Annotated in this window: 14 protein-coding genes; 10 read left to right on the top strand and 4 right to left on the bottom strand. The window is 44.1% G+C overall.

The window, feature by feature from the left end:
• The first annotated feature begins 57 nt into the window (after nt 1-57).
• The 3 genes from Q0L00_RS08690 to Q0L00_RS08680 are packed head-to-tail and all read left to right on the top strand — an operon-like array spanning nt 58 to nt 2,905.
• Nucleotides 58-288, top strand: a complete 231-nt coding sequence (locus Q0L00_RS08690; RefSeq protein ID WP_297336486.1) for a hypothetical protein — start codon at nt 58-60, stop codon at nt 286-288.
• Nucleotides 289-347: 59 nt separating this feature from the next.
• Nucleotides 348-1,742 (top strand): phosphoglucosamine mutase, encoded by a 1,395-nt coding sequence (gene glmM, locus Q0L00_RS08685; RefSeq protein ID WP_297336485.1) that lies wholly within the window; start codon nt 348-350, stop codon nt 1,740-1,742.
• 20 nt (nt 1,743-1,762) lie between these two features.
• The gene (locus tag Q0L00_RS08680; RefSeq protein ID WP_297336484.1) at nt 1,763-2,905 is read left to right on the top strand and encodes a cysteine desulfurase family protein; all 1,143 of its coding nucleotides are present in this window, start codon (nt 1,763-1,765) and stop codon (nt 2,903-2,905) included.
• Between the two features lie 456 nt (nt 2,906-3,361).
• Here the strand turns inward: Q0L00_RS08680 and Q0L00_RS08675 are convergent, their stop codons facing one another.
• Nucleotides 3,362-4,111 (bottom strand): hypothetical protein, encoded by a 750-nt coding sequence (locus tag Q0L00_RS08675; RefSeq protein WP_297336483.1) that lies wholly within the window; start codon nt 4,109-4,111, stop codon nt 3,362-3,364.
• Between the two features lie 102 nt (nt 4,112-4,213).
• Here Q0L00_RS08675 and Q0L00_RS08670 point away from each other — a divergent pair, with 102 nt between their 5' ends.
• On the top strand, nt 4,214-4,537 hold the full coding sequence (locus Q0L00_RS08670; protein ID WP_297336482.1) for a Rieske 2Fe-2S domain-containing protein: 324 nt from the start codon (nt 4,214-4,216) through the stop codon (nt 4,535-4,537).
• On the opposite strand, the gene Q0L00_RS08665 is transcribed toward Q0L00_RS08670, so the two are convergent.
• Nucleotides 4,531-6,768 carry a TonB-dependent receptor gene (locus Q0L00_RS08665; RefSeq protein ID WP_297336481.1) on the bottom strand — a complete coding sequence of 746 codons (2,238 nt, stop codon included), beginning with the start codon at nt 6,766-6,768 and terminating at the stop codon, nt 4,531-4,533. The genes Q0L00_RS08670 and Q0L00_RS08665 overlap by 7 nt on opposite strands.
• A 134-nt stretch (nt 6,769-6,902) precedes the next feature.
• On the opposite strand from Q0L00_RS08665, the gene Q0L00_RS08660 reads away from it, so the two are divergent.
• The 4 genes from Q0L00_RS08660 to Q0L00_RS08645 all read left to right on the top strand — a co-directional run bounded on the left by Q0L00_RS08660 (nt 6,903) and on the right by Q0L00_RS08645 (nt 12,938).
• The gene (locus tag Q0L00_RS08660; RefSeq protein WP_297336480.1) at nt 6,903-8,933 is read left to right on the top strand and encodes an alpha-L-fucosidase; all 2,031 of its coding nucleotides are present in this window, start codon (nt 6,903-6,905) and stop codon (nt 8,931-8,933) included.
• Between the two features lie 133 nt (nt 8,934-9,066).
• Nucleotides 9,067-9,627 (top strand): gluconate 2-dehydrogenase subunit 3 family protein, encoded by a 561-nt coding sequence (locus tag Q0L00_RS08655; protein ID WP_297336479.1) that lies wholly within the window; start codon nt 9,067-9,069, stop codon nt 9,625-9,627.
• Nucleotides 9,620-11,329 (top strand): GMC family oxidoreductase, encoded by a 1,710-nt coding sequence (locus Q0L00_RS08650; protein WP_297336478.1) that lies wholly within the window; start codon nt 9,620-9,622, stop codon nt 11,327-11,329. Before Q0L00_RS08655 ends, Q0L00_RS08650 begins: the two co-directional genes overlap by 8 nt.
• Before the next feature lie 142 nt (nt 11,330-11,471).
• On the top strand, nt 11,472-12,938 hold the full coding sequence (locus Q0L00_RS08645; RefSeq protein ID WP_297336477.1) for a glycine--tRNA ligase: 1,467 nt from the start codon (nt 11,472-11,474) through the stop codon (nt 12,936-12,938).
• Between the two features lie 150 nt (nt 12,939-13,088).
• Here Q0L00_RS08645 and Q0L00_RS08640 read toward each other — a convergent pair whose 3' ends face one another.
• Together Q0L00_RS08640 and Q0L00_RS08635 are read right to left on the bottom strand one after the other, a co-directional pair.
• Nucleotides 13,089-14,108, bottom strand: coding sequence for a glycoside hydrolase family 43 protein (locus Q0L00_RS08640; protein ID WP_297336476.1), 1,020 nt, complete (start codon nt 14,106-14,108; stop codon nt 13,089-13,091).
• A gap of 193 nt (nt 14,109-14,301) precedes the next feature.
• Entirely contained in the window at nt 14,302-15,420 is a 1,119-nt protein-coding gene (locus tag Q0L00_RS08635) for a hypothetical protein (RefSeq protein WP_297336475.1), read from the bottom strand.
• Between the two features lie 131 nt (nt 15,421-15,551).
• Here Q0L00_RS08635 and crtD point away from each other — a divergent pair, with 131 nt between their 5' ends.
• Together crtD and Q0L00_RS19690 are read left to right on the top strand one after the other, a co-directional pair.
• Nucleotides 15,552-17,018, top strand: a complete 1,467-nt coding sequence (gene crtD, locus Q0L00_RS08630) for a 1-hydroxycarotenoid 3,4-desaturase CrtD (RefSeq protein WP_297336474.1) — start codon at nt 15,552-15,554, stop codon at nt 17,016-17,018.
• Between the two features lie 75 nt (nt 17,019-17,093).
• The gene (locus tag Q0L00_RS19690; RefSeq protein ID WP_363318532.1) at nt 17,094-17,192 is read left to right on the top strand and encodes a DUF433 domain-containing protein; all 99 of its coding nucleotides are present in this window, start codon (nt 17,094-17,096) and stop codon (nt 17,190-17,192) included.
• The last annotated feature ends 321 nt before the right edge of the window (nt 17,193-17,513 follow it).

The raw sequence follows: 17,513 nt of genomic DNA, 5'->3' as shown, positions 1-17,513 counted from the left end.
AGTTTGAATTGTGGTCGTTTCGAAGTAAAGCTTTAAATTTGCGCAAATTTATCCGTTATGGCAACAGTATTAATTACAGTAGGCTTTGTGGCATTATTCTTCGTTTTGATGTCTGTAAGGCTTTTATTCTTGAAAAACGGGGAATTCAAAGGCACCTGTGCCTCTCAAAATCCATATTTAAATAAGGACGGTGGAACCTGCGGCTACTGCGGTAAAACCGTGGATGCCAACAGCAGTTGCGGCAATCCTGACAATGAAGTAGATAAAGTTCTTGCTAAATTCAAATAATTTTAATCCTGCCAAAAGGCGGGATTTTTTGCAGTTTTTCACCTAAATATTATCTGTACGTGTCACTAATCAAATCAATTTCCGGGATCCGGGGAACCATTGGAGGGAAAGCTGGAGAGGGTCTCACTCCAATTGATGTTGTCAAATTTACTGCCGCTTATGGCGCTTGGGTCCTGGAGAAAACCGGGAATGCCAAGGTAGTCATCGGCCGAGATGCACGATTGTCTGGAGATATGGTTTCCAGACTGGTTTCTGCCACTTTGCAGGGCTTGGGTATTCATGTCCTAGACCTGGGACTGAGCACGACTCCTACAGTTGAGTTTGCTGTTCCCTTGGAAAAAGCCGGAGGAGGAATCATCCTCACTGCCAGCCATAATCCCATTCAGTGGAATGCCTTAAAATTACTCAATAGTAAAGGTGAATTTATTTCTGATGCTGAAGGAAAAGATATCCTCGACAAAGCAGAGCAGGAGGATTTTACCTTTGCGGAGGTTAAAAAACTGGGCGCTTATACCGCCATCAATGATTACATGGATCGCCATATTCAGCATGTGTTGGATTTGGAGCTGGTGGATGTAGAAGCAATTAAAGCCCGTAACTTCAAAATCGTCGTAGATGCGGTTAACTCCACTGGTGGAATCGTAGTGCCCAAACTACTTAGAGCCCTCGGAGTGGAAGTCATCGAGGAAATGTATTGTACTCCTGATGGTCATTTCCCACACAATCCAGAACCACTTCCTGAAAACTTGCGAGATATTTCTCAGAAATTGGAAAAAGGAAATTTTGATCTGGGAATCGTCGTAGATCCGGACGTGGATCGCTTGGCCTTTATCAATGAGGATGGTTCTGCTTTCGGCGAGGAATATACCTTAGTGGCCGTAGCGGATTATGTGCTTTCGAAAACACCTGGAAATACCGTTTCTAACCTTTCCTCTACGCGGGCACTTCGTGACGTGACCGAAAAAAGAGGCGGAACCTATACTGCTGCAGCAGTAGGAGAAGTCAATGTAGTCAATCAGATGAAAACGGTCGAGGCAGTGATCGGTGGGGAAGGAAATGGAGGAATTATTTATCCTACCTCCCATTATGGACGGGATGCATTAGTGGGAATCGGTTTGTTTTTGACCCATTTGGCTAATTTTGGGAAGAGCATTTCCAGGTTGAGAGCCACCTATCCGAATTATTATATTTCGAAGAATAAAATCGAACTCACTCCGGAGATCAATGTGGATAAAATCCTAGAAGCCATTCAGGAGAAATATAAAAAACATCCCATCAATACCATTGACGGGGTAAAAATCGAGTTTGAAAAAGAATGGGTTCACTTGAGAAAGTCAAACACCGAGCCCATCATCCGAATCTATTCGGAGTCTGAATCAGAGGCTACTGCAGAACATTTGGCCAAAAAAATCATGCAAGACATCAAAGAGGTGGTGAGTGCCTCCCTGATCTGATAAAAACCCAACCCAGTAAGATGAAAGTTTATTTTGACAACGCCGCCACGACAGCCATGGACGATCGAGTGATCGAAGCCATGCTGCCTTTTATGAAAAACCATTACGGAAACCCCTCTTCGGTGCACAGTCACGGAAGGGAAGTTCGTACTGCGATCGAAAAATCCCGTAAAAAAGTGGCCGAGTTGCTCAATACGACTCCATCTGAAATTTTTTTTACTTCCGGAGGCACAGAAGCGGACAATACGGCTTTGGTTTGTGGAATTGAGACGCATGGGATTAACCATGCCATCAGCTCTCCGATCGAGCATCATGCGGTATTGCATACCTTGGAGGTTTGTGAGCAAAAAGGCCACATTCAATTGAGTATGCTGGATGTGAATGACAAAGGTGAAGTCGATTTGGATCAATTGGAAATTTTACTAAAAGCCAATCCCAATAGTTTGATCTCTTTGATGCATGCCAATAATGAAATTGGCAACCTCAATGACTTGAATCGAATCGGAAGCTTGGCCAAAGAATACGGGGCATTTTTTCATTCCGATACCGTACAGACGATGGGGCATTATGTGCATGATTTGAAAAATTTGCCCGTGGACGCCATCGTAGCTGGGGGGCATAAATTTCATGGTCCCAAAGGCTCAGGATTTCTATACGTTCGAAAAGACAAAAAAATCCACCCCTTCATTCACGGAGGGGCGCAAGAGCGAAATATGCGCGGAGGAACTGAAAATGTGATCGGAATCATCGGAATAGCAAAGGCACTCGAAATCGCCTACGAAGATATGAGTTCGCATGAGGTCCATGTGAAAGCCCTGAAAAAGCATTTTATCGAAAAATTGAAAGCTGATATTCCTGGCGTGGAATTTAATGGGCTTTCTGAAGATTTGGATCGATCACTTTACACCGTTTTGAATGTAAGTCTTCCTCCATCTGAAGCAAACGCAGGAATGTTGTTGTTCAATTTGGATTTGGAGGGAATTTCAGCTTCAGGAGGTTCCGCTTGCAGCTCGGGAGCGACAGTTGGTTCACATGTATTACGCGCCCTAAACCATCAGCCCGAGCGGGATTCGGTCCGTTTTTCCTTCAGCCGATTCAATACGATTGAGGAGGTGGATTATACTGTCGGAAAGCTGAAGGAGCTGTATGCGGTGGAAGCATAAGTAAGATAGGAAGTTGTCCCTAAGCCTGGTCAGGGTTATACTGAGCACCTAGCTGGAAATCTCCAAATCGAGTTGATATGTTTCGAAGTTTATGGAGGTAGTGCTTCGACTCCGCTCAGCTTGCCTGCAACCCAAATCAATCAATTGGTAAAGCTACCTGTCCGAAAGAAAGTCAAAGTCCATTTTTTCAAAATGAAGATCGACTCTCACTTACATCCTTTTGAATATTAGTTTTTTCCCGGCCAAGTCAATTATTGGAACAGCCGTTACAGTAATTCCTGTTTCAATAAAATTAGGCTGTCTCATAAATAGTTTTTTTTGTCAACTTGAGCACTTGAGAGACGAGAGGCTAGAAATCGAAAGCCGTTTCCAGCACCCTGGGCTACATTTCGACTTCGCTCAATGTGACAAGTTTTACTTTTGAGACAGCCTCTTTTTCACTGAAATTCAGCTCGATTATTTTCTTGCTCCAGGATATCCAATAGCATACGGCGTCCAGATTTCATAGATGGGATTTCCGGTGGAACTCATCCCGCTGTGATGCCATTCTCCATCGATCACTTCATAGTTGAAATTTAAACTTGCCCCAACACGGGAATCATCCCGGGAGAAAAAGGTGATGTTTTCCACGTATTTACCGTTTTCTGCGGTGTAGGTTCCTCCACCTGTTCCGGAGAATTCTGCGGTTTCGGAGTTAAAGGCCACCCATTGGAATCGGCCTCCGGATAAAATTTTGATAGTCCGCCGAGCACCGGGTGTACTTCTTGCCACTTCCTCACCTCGTTTTCTTCCGGTGATGACCCAGTTGCGGGTGAGTTCATCCGTATTGGAAGAAATTCGTTCCCAGATTTCAATCATAGAGCTTCCATTGGCTCGGGTAGATATGACGATCTTGTCTTCTGAAGCCCAGTCCAAATTGAATTCGTTGGTATTCCCCACCCATTCCGGGTTCTTGGTGTAGAAGTCAAGCGTTTCCGAATAATTGCCATCCGAATAGCTAAATGGACCTCCACCAGCACCCAGAAAGTGATTATCGGAGACTTGTTTGGCACCAAAGGCAAAGTAATCATCTTGATAGATTTTGATGTACTCGGCATCGGTAACTTCTTCTCCGTTTTGATGAGTAAGTTTCCAAGCACCCTCCAGAGACTGGGCGTTTGCCCAGCAGAGAAGCAGAGAAAGTGGAATAAAGAGATATTTTTTCATGGGAGTAATGACTGTTTTCAGAAAATTACCAAAACAATTTTGGCTTTGCCAGTCTTTTCTTTCGAATGGTCATGTTTTGATCGGATTGAACCCCTCTGCACCATGAAGCAATTCTTATTTGGTAATTCCCTGGAATCGGTCCAGGAGTTGTTTCCCGATCGGGTAATCCAACGTCTGCTATTGGATGAGGAAGAAATCGGTGTTTTGAGAATTGGAAATACTTTTTTTGCCTTCCAAAGCAGCTGTCCACATCGAGGAGCCTCGCTCATCCAAGCTCATATCAATGGCCAAGGCGAAATTATCTGTCCCCTACATCAATACCGATTTGACCTGAAAACAGGAATGCTCAAAATGGGGTTTTGTGGAGATTTGAAGGTTTTTCAAACTCAACTAACTGAGGAAGGGCTTCTGGTTTTCACTCAATAACGGAGATTTACCTTCATCCCAAAATAGAAGTTGCGGGTTGGTGCAGGCTGATAATATCGGCCTCCAAATGGATTAAGATCGTTTCCTAAAGAATAACTTTCATTCAGCAAATTATCCACGCCAGAATAGATTTCTAAATCTGTCCTTCTTCCGACCTGCTCAATAAATCCCAGCCGAATCCCAATCAAATTATAGGCGTCCTGATAGACCGTATTGGCATCATTGAGAGGGATTTCGTCCGTAAATTGATGGGTAAAATTGAGGTAAGTAGACCCGGAAAATCGGGCATCCAGCGTGTTCACCAGCGTATTTGGCGCGACGCCTGTCAGGTCATTTCCTGAGAAGTCATTTTCCTGTTGCCGATAATTTTTGAATGTAAAATAATGTCCGGTAAAGGCCGAACCCATTTTCAGATTTCGCACGAAACCCGTTGAGTTTTGGATAATAGAATAATCCACCGATGCCTCGATCCCCTTCTGATCCGTGGAACCTGCATTGCGGAAAAGCACCACACCCTGCTCATTGGTGAAGGTGGTGATCGTTTCGTTTAGCCGGAAATAAAATGCCGTCAAATCCAAGTTAAGCCGATTTTTACCCAGTCGGTATCCTAGTTCATAATTGGTCCCTCGCTCAGCTTCCAAGTCCAGATTCAAGCTCCCCTCGTTGGTTCTGACTTCGTCAATTGTCGGCGGAGAAAAGCCACTACTCACCGAAGCGCGCAATGCTGAAAACTCATTCAAACTGTAATTGACCGCAAGTCTTGGAATCAACAGCGGATCAAATCTTCGTGTTTGAACTCCCGTGGCCCCGCCGCTGGCGTCGATTTGTCGGTCGATTTCAAAGGAAGAAAAGTTTTGGCTTAACCCGAGCGTTAGCAAAAACTGATTCGAAATCTCCCATTCAGCTTGCTGAAACAAAAAGCCTTGAGTGGCTTTTAATTTATCGGCAAATCGAACCGTATCCGCCACTCCATCTCGATTACCAAAATTCTGCGCATCGGTCAGGCTTTGCTGATATTCTCCTCCCGCAATCAGGCGAAAAGGCCTTCCGGCCAAATTCCAATCAAAGGTGAAGCGGGATCTTCCCCCATAGCCGAAGCCCAATTCCTTTTTATAATCCAGAATAAAGGGATTTTCAAAGTCATTGGTATTCAGATACAGTGTCGTATTGTTTTCAATTTTGTCTGAAATCTGATATAAATGCCCAAAGGTGACCAAAATAGACTGCTGAGAAATGGAACTGTTCTGATTGACCGAACCCGGCCGGGCTTGCGTGGGATCTTCTGCTAATTGCTCCGAATTAAGCGCACCGGGTATCTGATAATCCAAGTCAGAAACCAAAAGTTGCGTGCGGACTTCCTGCTTTTGGTTCACAGGGAAGAATCCTCCCAACTGAAACACCCTTCGCTTCATCGCTGAATGTTCCCGGTAGCCATCACTTTCTTGGGTCACCAAAGCCGCTTCAATTCCTCCCTTTCCGATAGGCTGAGAGATCGCTAGTCTGCCCCGACTGAGTCCAAAGGATCCCGAAGCAAACTCAGAGCTAGCAGTTCCTACGCCGGGATTAGCTGAATTTTTAAGATTGATCACGCCTCCGTTTCCAGCTCCATAAATACTTCCCGATGGGCCTTTGATGACTTCTGCTGTTCGTATATTGCTTAAGTCCAAAAGATTTAAGGCTGTGGTACCATCCGGGGCGGTAAGGGGCACTTCATTCCAATACACTTTGACATTTCTGACTCCAAAAGGCGCCCGAAGTGAACTCCCACGGATAGAAACCCGGTAGCTTGCCGGAGCACGCTCTTCGATTCGTATGCCCGGTTTGGTATTGAAAGAGTTGACGATGGAAGTTTCATTAAACCGGTTAAAATCCTGCTCTCCGATCAAACTAATGGAGGCCGATTGCTGAAGAAGCGGTCGATCCGTTTCGAAGGCACTGACCGTCACCCCAGAGAGCGAAACACTCAGCGGAAAAAGATAAATCTCAGTTTTGCTTGACCGGATTTCTTGTTCTATAGAAGCATAGCCCTCCTTAAAAAATAGAGCTTTGAAAATACCCTCATCGGGTATCGTAGCCAAACCATTTTGGTCAGAAAAATACTCCCGATCATCGACTCGGACTACTACTTCCGAAAGGGGTTTAAAGCTGATTCCATCCTGAATAAGAATTTTGCTTTGAGCAAAGATTTCTAGGCTAGGCAAAAGAGCTAAAAGCAGTAATAATTTTTTCATACCCCGAAAATACATGCTTTCTCCTGTTTTGTTTTGAACTCTTTGATTGGTGGGAAATATTATCCCTGAGCTCGGTCATTTTTTCCTTTTCAAAACCATTCATTTTTCATAGAATGCAGCTTCAAAACCGCACTATGAAAAAGCTTATTCCTGTTTCACTTTTATTTCTTTTTACTTTTTGTCAAGAAAAAGCTGCCCCGCCCGAACCGGTTTTTCCTATTCCGCACGAGCGGCAGATTGCTTGGCAGGAACTGGAGTTTTACGGCTTTGTCCACTTTAACATGAACACCTTTTCAGACAGGGAATGGGGGTTTGGAGATGAAAAACCTGAGCAATTTAACCCCAGCGCACTCGATGCGAGACAATGGGCAAGAATTGCAAAAGAAGCTGGAATGAAGGGCTTAATCATCACTGCCAAGCATCATGACGGTTTTGTGCTATGGCCCTCAGAGTATACCGAACACTCGGTTAAAAACAGTCCTTGGAGGGATGGAAAAGGGGATTTGATTCAGGAATTTGTGGATGCCTGCCGAGAATATGGGTTGAAAGTAGGAATTTATTACTCCCCTTGGGACCGGAATCATCCCGACTACGGTAAGCCGGAATACATCACTTACATGCGGAATCAGTTGACTGAATTGCTGAGCAATTACGGGGAAATATTCGAGGTTTGGTTTGATGGGGCCAATGGAGGTGATGGCTGGTACGGTGGGGCCAATGAAGAACGTAAAGTGGATAAGTTGACCTATTACGATTGGGAAAACACCCATGCTTTGGTCAGAGAGCTGCAACCCCACGCCATGCTCTTTTCAGATGCAGGTCCGGATGTGCGCTGGGTAGGCAACGAGCATGGCTTTGCCTATGAAACCACTTGGTCCAATCTCATGCGGGATTCCATCTATGCGGGAATGCCTGAGTATGCGAGTGAATGGGCCACCGGACAGGAGAATGGAACGCATTGGGTGCCGGCAGAATCCGATGTGAGTATTCGTCCAGGCTGGTATTATCATCGCTATGAAGATCACAAGGTGAAAAGCCTTCCCGAGCTGATGGAAATCTACTACAAAAGCATCGGGAGAAATTCTTCCCTTCTGATCAATTTTCCGGTAGATACCCGAGGGCTGATCCATGAAAATGATGAAAAAGCCATCCTGAAAATGGCTGATAAAATCCGGGAAGATTTTGCCGATAATTTGGTCAAAAGCGCTCGGATTTCTGCAAATACCGAACGCGGAACCGGATATGAAGCGGATTTGGCAGCAGATGGAAATTACCAAACCTATTGGACAGTACCGGATGGAGAAGATGAGGCTTTTTTGGAAGTCGATTTCGGACAAGAGATACGCTTCAATCGCCTGCTTTTACAGGAATATACGCCTTTGGGTCAGCGGGTGAAGGCATTTTCTTTGGAAAAGGAAGTCAATGGAAGTTGGGAAAAAATCACAGCGGGGACCACCATAGGCTATAAGCGGATCTTGCGGTTTGCCGATCAGACAGCACAAAAAATCAGGATTGTGTTTGAAGAAGGAAAAGCAATTCCGGTGATCGCTGAGATTGGCGTTTTCAACGCTCCAAAATTACTTTTGCCTCCAGCAATTTCCCGGGAAAAATCAGGCAACGTAACGTTAACTCCTCCGGATGAGGGTATTGAGATCTGGTACAGCTTAGACCATCGGGAGCCATCCCAGCCTTACTCCAAACCCTTTATGGTCAATCAAGCCAGCATGCTAAAGGTGGTTTCCAAAGATGTAAGAAACGGAAACCAAAGTGAGGTGTTACAAAAGATATTAGAACAGGCAAAAACAAAATGGATTAGTGAAGCAGAACAGGCTATAGATGAAAATCCAACTTCCTATTTCACAGCTCAAAACAATGAAATATCCGTGGATTTAGGCGAAAAAATTAAGCTGACAGGATTCACTTATTTTCCGATGCAGTCTCGATATCCGAGTGGCCATATCACCCGCTATTTATTCGAGATCAGTCAAGACGGAAGAAATTGGGTGCCGGTCTCCGAAGGAGAATTTTCCAATGTGGTCAATAGTCCGATTGAACAAGTTGTTCGCTTTCAAGCCAAAGAAGCTAAATATATCAAATTAAAAGCCCTACAAACCGCAGATGGAAATGCTGCGACGGCTGCCGAACTAGGGATTTTGACCAAGTAATTGAAAAGGGCTGGCCAAAATCAAATTGATCTAAACCGATTAAAATGGATTCTTTCCGATTGGCTTGTTGAGCTGGGATTTTGATTGAAAAATCCCTACTTTTTGAGTCAATTGCTTTAAAACCCAATAAGCCATGAATAGAAGACACGCATTGCGGCATATCGCCCTGATATCGGGTGGGCTCGCCCTGATTCCCTCTTGCGATTTCAGCTCGGATGATATCCTAACCGCTTACGAAAAATTAAAGGTCACCACCTCTGAAAAGGAACTCTTGGGCATCATCTCTGATACCATCATTCCCTCTGGAGAAATCAGAGGCGCTTTAGAAATTGCTGTTCCTGATTTTATTCTCGTCATGGTCAATGACTGCATGGAGGAGTCTACTCAAGCTCGATTTATGAATGGATTACGCGCATTTCCGAGTTTTGCAGGTAAGAATTTCTCAAAGCTTTCCACCAAAGAAAGAGAAGAAAAAGTCCTGGAAGGACTACACCTGGAGGGTGAAAATGCTCCGGAAGACCAAAAATTGAACGATGTAAATTTTTTCCTTTCCACAACCAAACGACTCACCATTCAAGGCTATATGGCTTCCGAATACATCCAAACTGAAGTAATTCCCTACTCACTCATTCCCGGAGCTTACCAAGGGAAAGTATTAATTGCAGACATCCAAAAACCACGAATCAATGGCTAATCTGAATCTCAGAAGCAAAAAAGAACGAACTTATCAAGCCATCGTCATTGGTTCAGGTATCAGTGGGGCTTGGGCCGCTAAGGAATTTTGCGACCTTGGGGTTAAAACCCTGATGCTCGAGCGCGGTCGAAACGTGGAGCATATCAAAGATTATCCGACGACCAATAAGCTTCCCTACGAATTTGAGCACCGAGGACAAGTTCCTGAGGATATCAAAAATGAAAACCCGGTCATAAGCAAGTGCTATGCATTCCGAGAGGATGCCATGCACTTTTTTGTAAAAGACAAAGAGCATCCTTATGTGCAGGAAAAGCCATTTGATTGGATTCGAGGCTATCAAGTGGGAGGAAAATCCCTACTTTGGGCCAGACAGGTGCAGCGCTGGTCCGACTTTGACTTTGAAGGGCCCGCTCGCGATGGCTTTGCAGTGGATTGGCCGATTCGCTACAAGGATCTGGAAAAATGGTATAGCCATGTAGAAAAATTTGCCGGAGTTTCCGGAAATAGGGATGGTTTGGCGACACTTCCTGATGGGGAATTTTTGCCCGGATATGAATTGAATGTGGTCGAAAAATACTTTGCCGAACAGCTGAAAAAGAATTACGGTGGAGAGCGGCACATGATTTCAGCCCGTTGCGCTCACATCAACGGAAATTTGGACTTTTTTGCGCAGCAAGGCCGGGCTCAATGTCAAAATCGAAACCTTTGTCAGCGGGGTTGTCCTTTTGGAGGATATTTTTCTTCCAATTCATCGACTATTCCTTGGGCTTTGAAGACCGGAAATCTCACACTCAGACCGGATGCGGTCGTGCATTCCATCATCTATGATGAGGAAAAGGGAAAGGCTACTGGCGTACGAATCATCGACCGCTTGACTAAAGAAATGGAGGAATTTTTTGCCGATGTGATCTTTGTAAACGCAGCAGCGTTGAATACCAATGCCATTTTACTGAACTCTACCTCCAACCGATTCCCCAATGGGCTTGGCAATGACAACGGCCTATTGGGAAAATATGTGGCCTTTCACAATTACCGAGCACGTGTTTCTGGAGAGTACGAGGGCTTTGATGAATACACTACTGCCGGAGGGCGTCCGACCAGCGGGTATTTCCCCAGATTCCGAAACGTGTACAAGCAAGAGACGGACTTCCTCCGAGGCTATGCTGCTGGTTTTTCAGCAGGAAGAGGTGCTCGAGCGAATACAGAAGGCGTCGGATTGGAACTGAAAAACAATTTGCTTAACCCAGACCAATACGGCCCATGGTATGTGGGATCGCATATGATGGGAGAGACGATTCCAAAAGAAAGCAACTATGTCGCCCTTGATCCCAATCTTAAAGATGAGTGGGGAATGCCGCAGCTCAAAATATCTGTGGATTACGATGACAATGATGAGAAAATGGTCAAAGATTACATCGAGCAGATGACCGAGATGTTTACCAAGGCTGGCTTTACCAATATCCGATCCAGTGACAGCAAGCAGGCTCCTGGTTTGGATATTCATGAGATGGGCGGAGTACGAATGGGCAAGGACCCCAAAACTTCCCTGCTCAATGCCAACCATCAATTGCATGCCGTACCTAATGTCTATGTGACTGACGGCGCATCCATGACTTCTACTTCGACTCAAAACCCTTCACTGACCTATATGGCCTTTGCAGCAAGAGCAGCGCATCATGCAGTGGCAGAGAGTAAGAAATAAGGGAAGAAGTCTACTATCAAAAGTTTGAAAAAAGCCCAAGTCGAAAGATTTGGGTTTTTCATTTTGTCCCACCTTAAACTTGGTCCATCAATTTCCCTCCCATCCTCCCCCAAATCAATTTGTTTCCTTAATTTTGCATCCTATGGCAAAGACAGCAACACCGGCGGAAAACGCCCAACTAAAAGATATTATTTCCCATGCCAAAGAGTATGGCTTTGTGTACCCCAGTTCAGAAATCTACGACGGACTGCAGGCAGTTTACGACTACGGAGCTTATGGGGTCGAACTGAAAAATAACCTCAAGCGACTGTGGTGGGAAACCATGACGCGCGTTCACGAAAACATTGTGGGAATTGATGCGGCTATTTTTATGCATCCGACCACCTGGAAGGCATCTGGTCATGTGGATTCCTTCAATGACCCTATGATCGACAATAAGGACAGCAAGAAGCGTTACCGTGCCGACGTGCTGGTTGAAGAACATGCTGCCAAGTTGGAAAAAGAGGGGAAAGCAGAAGAAGCCAAGCAACTCACTGCAGCTCTGGCGAGATTGCTAGAGGCTGAAGATTTGGCGGGAGTTCGAGATTTGATTGTCAATACAGGGATTACCTGTCCTATCAGCGGCACCCCCAACTGGACCGATGTGCGTCAGTTCAACCTGATGTTTTCTACACAAGTAGGTTCGGTGGCCGAAGATGCCTCTACCATTTACCTGCGCCCAGAAACTGCGCAGGGGATTTTTGTGAATTTTCTGAATGTGCAGAAGACAGCCCGGATGAAGGTTCCTTTTGGCATTGCCCAAATCGGAAAAGCCTTTCGGAATGAAATCGTAGCCCGTCAGTTTATCTTCCGTATGCGGGAATTTGAGCAAATGGAGATGCAGTTTTTCGTGCGTCCCGGTACCGAACTCGATTGGTATAAGCAGTGGTCAGAAACCCGAATGAACTGGCATTTGGCTTTGGGTACGCCAGCGGAAAAACTAAGAAAACATGACCATGAAAAGTTGGCGCACTATGCCAATGCGGCCATGGATATTGAATATGAATTCCCATTTGGTTTCAAAGAAGTCGAAGGAATTCACTCTAGAACAGACTTTGATCTGAAATCCCATCAGGAATTTTCTAAAAAGAAACAGCAATACTTCGATCCTGAGGTCAATCAAAATTACATTCCTTATGTTATCGAAACTTCGATCGGAGCAGACCGCCTGTTTTTGTTGACGCTTTGCAATGCCTACACGGAAGAAAAAGCAGAGGAGAAAAGCAGAACGTATTTGAAATTCCACCCGGCCATTGCACCGGTAAAGGCTGCGATTTTGCCTTTGACCAAAAAGGACGGACTACCTGAAAAGGCCAAGGAAATCGTGGACCTGCTCAAGTACGATTTCAACATTATCTATGAAGATGCCGCCTCTATCGGAAAACGTTATGCCAGACAAGATTTGATTGGTACGCCATTCTGTATCGCGGTGGATCATCAGACTTTGGAAGACAATACCGTCACCATTCGTCATCGGGATACCACTGAGCAGGAGCGTGTGGCTATTGCCGATTTACATGGCCGAATTGCGGAAGCAACGAGTTTTAGACGAATTTTTGAGAAGATATAATGCGGATTTGATAACCGATGAAAAAAGCCTTGAGATTTAATTTCTCAGGGCTTTTTTGTTGATATGGCTCAGGTATTTTCAGATTGGAAATCCTACGATAAAACCTAAGAATTATAAATTCCGAAGAACCAAACTTTAGCCTTCAGATTTTCAGTCGATCGGATTAGCAGCGACACCCTCAAAAGTCATTTGGATGGGCTTGATCGTCCCATCTTGGTTGAATTCCATCACATCAATGCACGTCACCCGATGATCCCGGTCTTCATTGGGAATGGGTCGGCGATGATAGATCATATACCAATCATCCGAATCGGGCTTCTGAATGGCGGAATTATGGCCGGCTCCAGTTGCGATGCTGTCCTTTTCCAAGATCGTTCCGATCCGCTCAAAAGGTCCAGTCGGTTTATCAGCCATTGCATAGGCCACTTTGTAGCTCTCATTGGTCCAGCCGCCTTCGGACCACATCAAATAGTAGATCCCTTTTCTTAAAAACATAAAAGGACCTTCTACATATCCTTCTGGGGTAATTTCATGAAAAAGCTCACCATCTTCCCAAGGCTCAAACCCGGTAAAATCCGCATTGAGTTTTCCCAAATTGCAATGTCCCCAGCCTCCATAAAAGAAATAATGGGTTCCGTCCACATCTTTGAATACAAACTGATCAATCGGCTGTGCGCCATGGTAAAAATCCGATAGCAGTGGCTCGCCCAGGTAATCTTGAAATGGCCCCCCAGGATTGTCCGCAACGGCAATTCCGATTCCTCCAAAGTGATTGATGTCATTATTGGGATCATAACCAGGACGTTCGGGGGTTTGAATATCATTGGCAGAGAAAAAGAGAAAGTATTTTCCATCCTTTTCAATAGCCGCGGGTGCCCACATCGCTTGTCGGGCCCATTTGATGGCTGCAGTATCGAGAATCCGTTCATGTTTTTCCCAAGTCACGAGGTCTTTAGACGAAAAAGCATCAAAATGGAGCTGATCTTCATATCGGGCCGAAAAAGTAGGGTAAATCCAGTATTCATCCCCAAAAACCACTCCCTCCGGATCAGCATACCAGCCTTCGAAAATAGGGTTTCCGGAGAGTTGAGAAGGAGGATTCTGGATTTCCGTTTTCGGGGAGCAGGCCAGTGAGAAGATTATGAATACGGAGAACAGGCTTGATTTCATAGTAGAATAGGTTGGATGCCTAAAAATAATAGAATTGGATCAAGAAAAGGAATTCGGTACTGTTCGGGATTTGATCAATCTTCAATTTCAAAAGCCTTAGTTTTCTTTCGGGTTGCAAATTCTAAGGAGCCTAAGCAAAAAAATCCCCCTTCGGTGAGGAAGAGGGAGTTTTTTGGAATTATTCCGATCTTATTCAGTTAACTGGACAACCTTCGAAAACAATATTGGAAAGGTCCTCCTTTAGGTCGATTTCACTTTCATCAATTTCTAAGGTTTCGGGATCATCTACTAATGCCTCTCCATTAATTCCGATAATTTTGGCATCAGTCCAAATATTTGCTTTGCCATCATTTGATTGCGGAGCACTGCAATCAGCAATCATGGAGAATTCAAAAGTTTCTGACTCAGTTGCTTTGCAGCTTACAGCTCCTGTCCAAGTAAATACAGTCTGGTTGGTTGGGTTATTTACGCCGTACACTTTGCCATCAGGGGCAACGTATTCACCGTTTTCATTAAGCTCCAAATCCAACACTTGAGGGAATGTAAAGGCTATAGTTAGACTTTCAACCTCTTCTCCGTGATTATAACTGAAAGTGATATTTTGATTATCCTCAGTTTGGTAACTAAATAAAGCTTCGTCACACTCAGAACAAATTTCATGCAATGCGTAACTAACAGGAGTAGGGACTTCTTCGCAAGAAAATGTTTCGGTATTCTGTCCTTGCTGATAAGTACCGTTAACTGTGTCATCTGGACCCTGGAGAAATACTGGTTGACCGGAAATTCCTGCAACTCTTAGCGCAAAAGATTCCAAATCACACTTATTCCAATCTTCCTCGAATGTACCAAGTGGAAATTCAAAAGTATGAGTTGTAAAAGGTACGCCATTATTATCGAAGGAAATGTTGTAATCTACCACGTAATTGCAATTTTGATTTGGTCCATTCAAAGACGAGGAAAAAGGATAAGATAATTGAATTTCCTCCATTGTATTGGATTCATTTGCTGTAACCTTGATATACCAATTTTCCATATCATTCCACACTTCTACATCAGCATAATTGTCGTTGTTATTTATTGTGGTCTTAAAATCTTGAATTGCAGGTTCTGCCACGCACTCTCCACAAGTTGAAAGACTAGCATTCTCATTACCACCACCCAAAGGCGTCAATACAAACCCGCCATCTTTATCGACTTTGGCTTGTTCCAATTGCAAATCTTCATTTTCATAGCTAGCCATTTGGCTACATGCGCTGAATAAAAGCCCTGAGATCACTAATCCCAAAAAGCTTCGGGTAAAAATAGTTTTCATGTTATTTGATTTGGTTTACATAAATATAAAAGTATTTTATGTGTTAAAAAATGTATTTTACGGAATTTTAGAATAAAATTACTTAACTAGTATCCGAAACCTTCGAAAGCGGATTTCTGTTATTTTTGTCTATGCCAAAAAAAGCACTAGTCATTGGATCAGGAATAGCAGGAATAGCTTCATCCATCCGCTTAGCCCATGCGGGGTTTTCTGTGGAAGTCTTCGAAGCCAATTCCTACCCGGGCGGAAAGCTTTCCGAAATTGAAATTAAGGGCTACCGATTCGATGCTGGGCCCTCTCTTTTTACCCTACCTGAGCAAGTAGAAGAGCTTTTTCGTCTAGTAGGCAAAAACCCGAAAGCGCACTTTGATTACGAAAAACTGGAAGTGGCCTGTCATTATTTTTGGGAAGATGGCAAGCAGATCAAAGCCTGGGCAGATATCAATCGATTTGCAGAAGAAGTAGAAACCAAACTCGGCGAACCTGCTCAACATGTCAGAGAAGCCTTGAAGAGCTCCGCATATATTTATGATCATCTAGCGCCGCTATTTATGCATCGCTCCCTCCATCAAGTCAGCACTTGGACCAATACCCAAGCGATGAAGTCTTACCTGAAAATGGGGAAATTGGGCATTTTCTCCACTATGCACGAGGCAAATGCGAAGCGTTTTTCCAATCCAAAGCTTGTGCAGCTTTTCAATCGATATGCCACCTACAATGGCTCTGACCCCTATCAGACTCCGGCCACGCTCAATATCATTCCCCACCTAGAATTTAATATCGGAGCCTATTTTCCCAAAAAAGGCATGCACGATATCACCCAGAGTTTATACAAACTTGGCTTGGACCTTGGAGCCAAATTTCACTTTAATGCTAAGGTAGATGAAATCGTGGTGGAAAAAGGGAAAGCCATCGGAATCAAAGTCCAGGAAAAAACTTTTCCCGCTGACGTAGTGGTGAATAACATGGACATGGTCAATGCCTACAAAACGATTTTGCGTAAGCAAAAGCAACCTAAAAAGCTGCTGGAGCAACCGAAATCCAGCTCGGCGTTGATTTTCTATTGGGGAGTAAAAAAGGAATTCAAGGAGCTAGGGCTTCATAACATTCTCTTTTCTGAAGATTACAAAACAGAATTTGAGCATATTTTTAAGAAAGGGAGCATCTACGAAGATCCTACGGTCTATATCAACATTACTTCTACGCAAAAGCCCGATGATGCGCCTGAGGGCTGTATGAATTGGTTTACGATGATCAATGTGCCCAATAATCAGGGACAAGATTGGGATCAGCTAATTGCAGAAGCAAGAAAAAATATCATCAAAAAGGTCAATCGGGTGTTGAAAACCGATCTGGAACCTTTGATCGAGGTAGAGGAAATTCTCGAACCCCGGACCATCGAATCCAAGACTTCCAGTTCAAATGGTGCCCTTTATGGCAATAGCTCCAATAATCGCTTTGCGGCTTTTCTCCGTCACGCCAACTACTCCTCCGATATCAAAAACCTCTACTTCTGCGGAGGTTCGGTCCATCCGGGAGGAGGCATTCCGCTTTCCTTGCTTTCGGCAAAAATTATGATGGGGTTTGTTTCAGAATAGTAAAACAAAAAAAGGATCAGATCTCTCCGATTTTATCCGAAAGTTTTTCATAATTTCATTAATGGACTTTAAAAAATATCTAGAAATCGACCTGAAAAAAGATTTGGCAAGCCTTGTCTGAAAGGCACTAGAATTTCGGTCTATGACATTTTAAATTGGATGCAAATGGAATGAGTCGTGAGGAAATTAAAACTGATTTTGAGGAAATAACAGATGAAATCGAGCATGACATACTCGTCACACACCGGGAGGATTAGAATTGCGAGATTCCATATGACCGCTAAAAAACAATTATAAACAGATGAAATGATTGATGCTTGTTTAGCCTTTGCTGCCGACAAAGAACGTCGGTTGATTTCAGCGATCTGAATTTACTTTTTGACCAGAATATTTCACCAAAAATTTTAAAAATCCTTCCCCAGCAATTTTCTGGAAGTACTCAAGTGAGGTTTGTGGACTAAAAAACTCTTCTGACTTGGAGATTTTCACTATTCA

The organism is Algoriphagus sp. (assembly GCF_024305035.1).
Classification (GTDB): Bacteria; Bacteroidota; Bacteroidia; order Cytophagales; family Cyclobacteriaceae; genus Algoriphagus.
The sequence above is the reverse complement of the archived record's forward strand: the minus strand, read 5'-3'. Positions and strand labels throughout refer to the sequence as shown.

What these genes read in the sequence shown, in the direction of transcription:
- Q0L00_RS08690 (WP_297336486.1), top strand. Translation starts at nt 58, where the DNA reads ATGGCAACAGTATTAATTACAGTAGGCTTTGTGGCATTATTCTTCGTT.
- Q0L00_RS08680 (WP_297336484.1), top strand. Translation starts at nt 1,763, where the DNA reads ATGAAAGTTTATTTTGACAACGCCGCCACGACAGCCATGGACGATCGA.
- Q0L00_RS08675 (WP_297336483.1), bottom strand. Translation starts at nt 4,111, where the DNA reads ATGAAAAAATATCTCTTTATTCCACTTTCTCTGCTTCTCTGCTGGGCA.
- Q0L00_RS08670 (WP_297336482.1), top strand. Translation starts at nt 4,214, where the DNA reads ATGAAGCAATTCTTATTTGGTAATTCCCTGGAATCGGTCCAGGAGTTG.
- Q0L00_RS08665 (WP_297336481.1), bottom strand. Translation starts at nt 6,768, where the DNA reads ATGAAAAAATTATTACTGCTTTTAGCTCTTTTGCCTAGCCTAGAAATC.
- Q0L00_RS08660 (WP_297336480.1), top strand. Translation starts at nt 6,903, where the DNA reads ATGAAAAAGCTTATTCCTGTTTCACTTTTATTTCTTTTTACTTTTTGT.
- Q0L00_RS08655 (WP_297336479.1), top strand. Translation starts at nt 9,067, where the DNA reads ATGAATAGAAGACACGCATTGCGGCATATCGCCCTGATATCGGGTGGG.
- Q0L00_RS08650 (WP_297336478.1), top strand. Translation starts at nt 9,620, where the DNA reads ATGGCTAATCTGAATCTCAGAAGCAAAAAAGAACGAACTTATCAAGCC.
- Q0L00_RS08645 (WP_297336477.1), top strand. Translation starts at nt 11,472, where the DNA reads ATGGCAAAGACAGCAACACCGGCGGAAAACGCCCAACTAAAAGATATT.
- Q0L00_RS08640 (WP_297336476.1), bottom strand. Translation starts at nt 14,108, where the DNA reads ATGAAATCAAGCCTGTTCTCCGTATTCATAATCTTCTCACTGGCCTGC.
- Q0L00_RS08635 (WP_297336475.1), bottom strand. Translation starts at nt 15,420, where the DNA reads ATGAAAACTATTTTTACCCGAAGCTTTTTGGGATTAGTGATCTCAGGG.
- crtD (WP_297336474.1), top strand. Translation starts at nt 15,552, where the DNA reads ATGCCAAAAAAAGCACTAGTCATTGGATCAGGAATAGCAGGAATAGCT.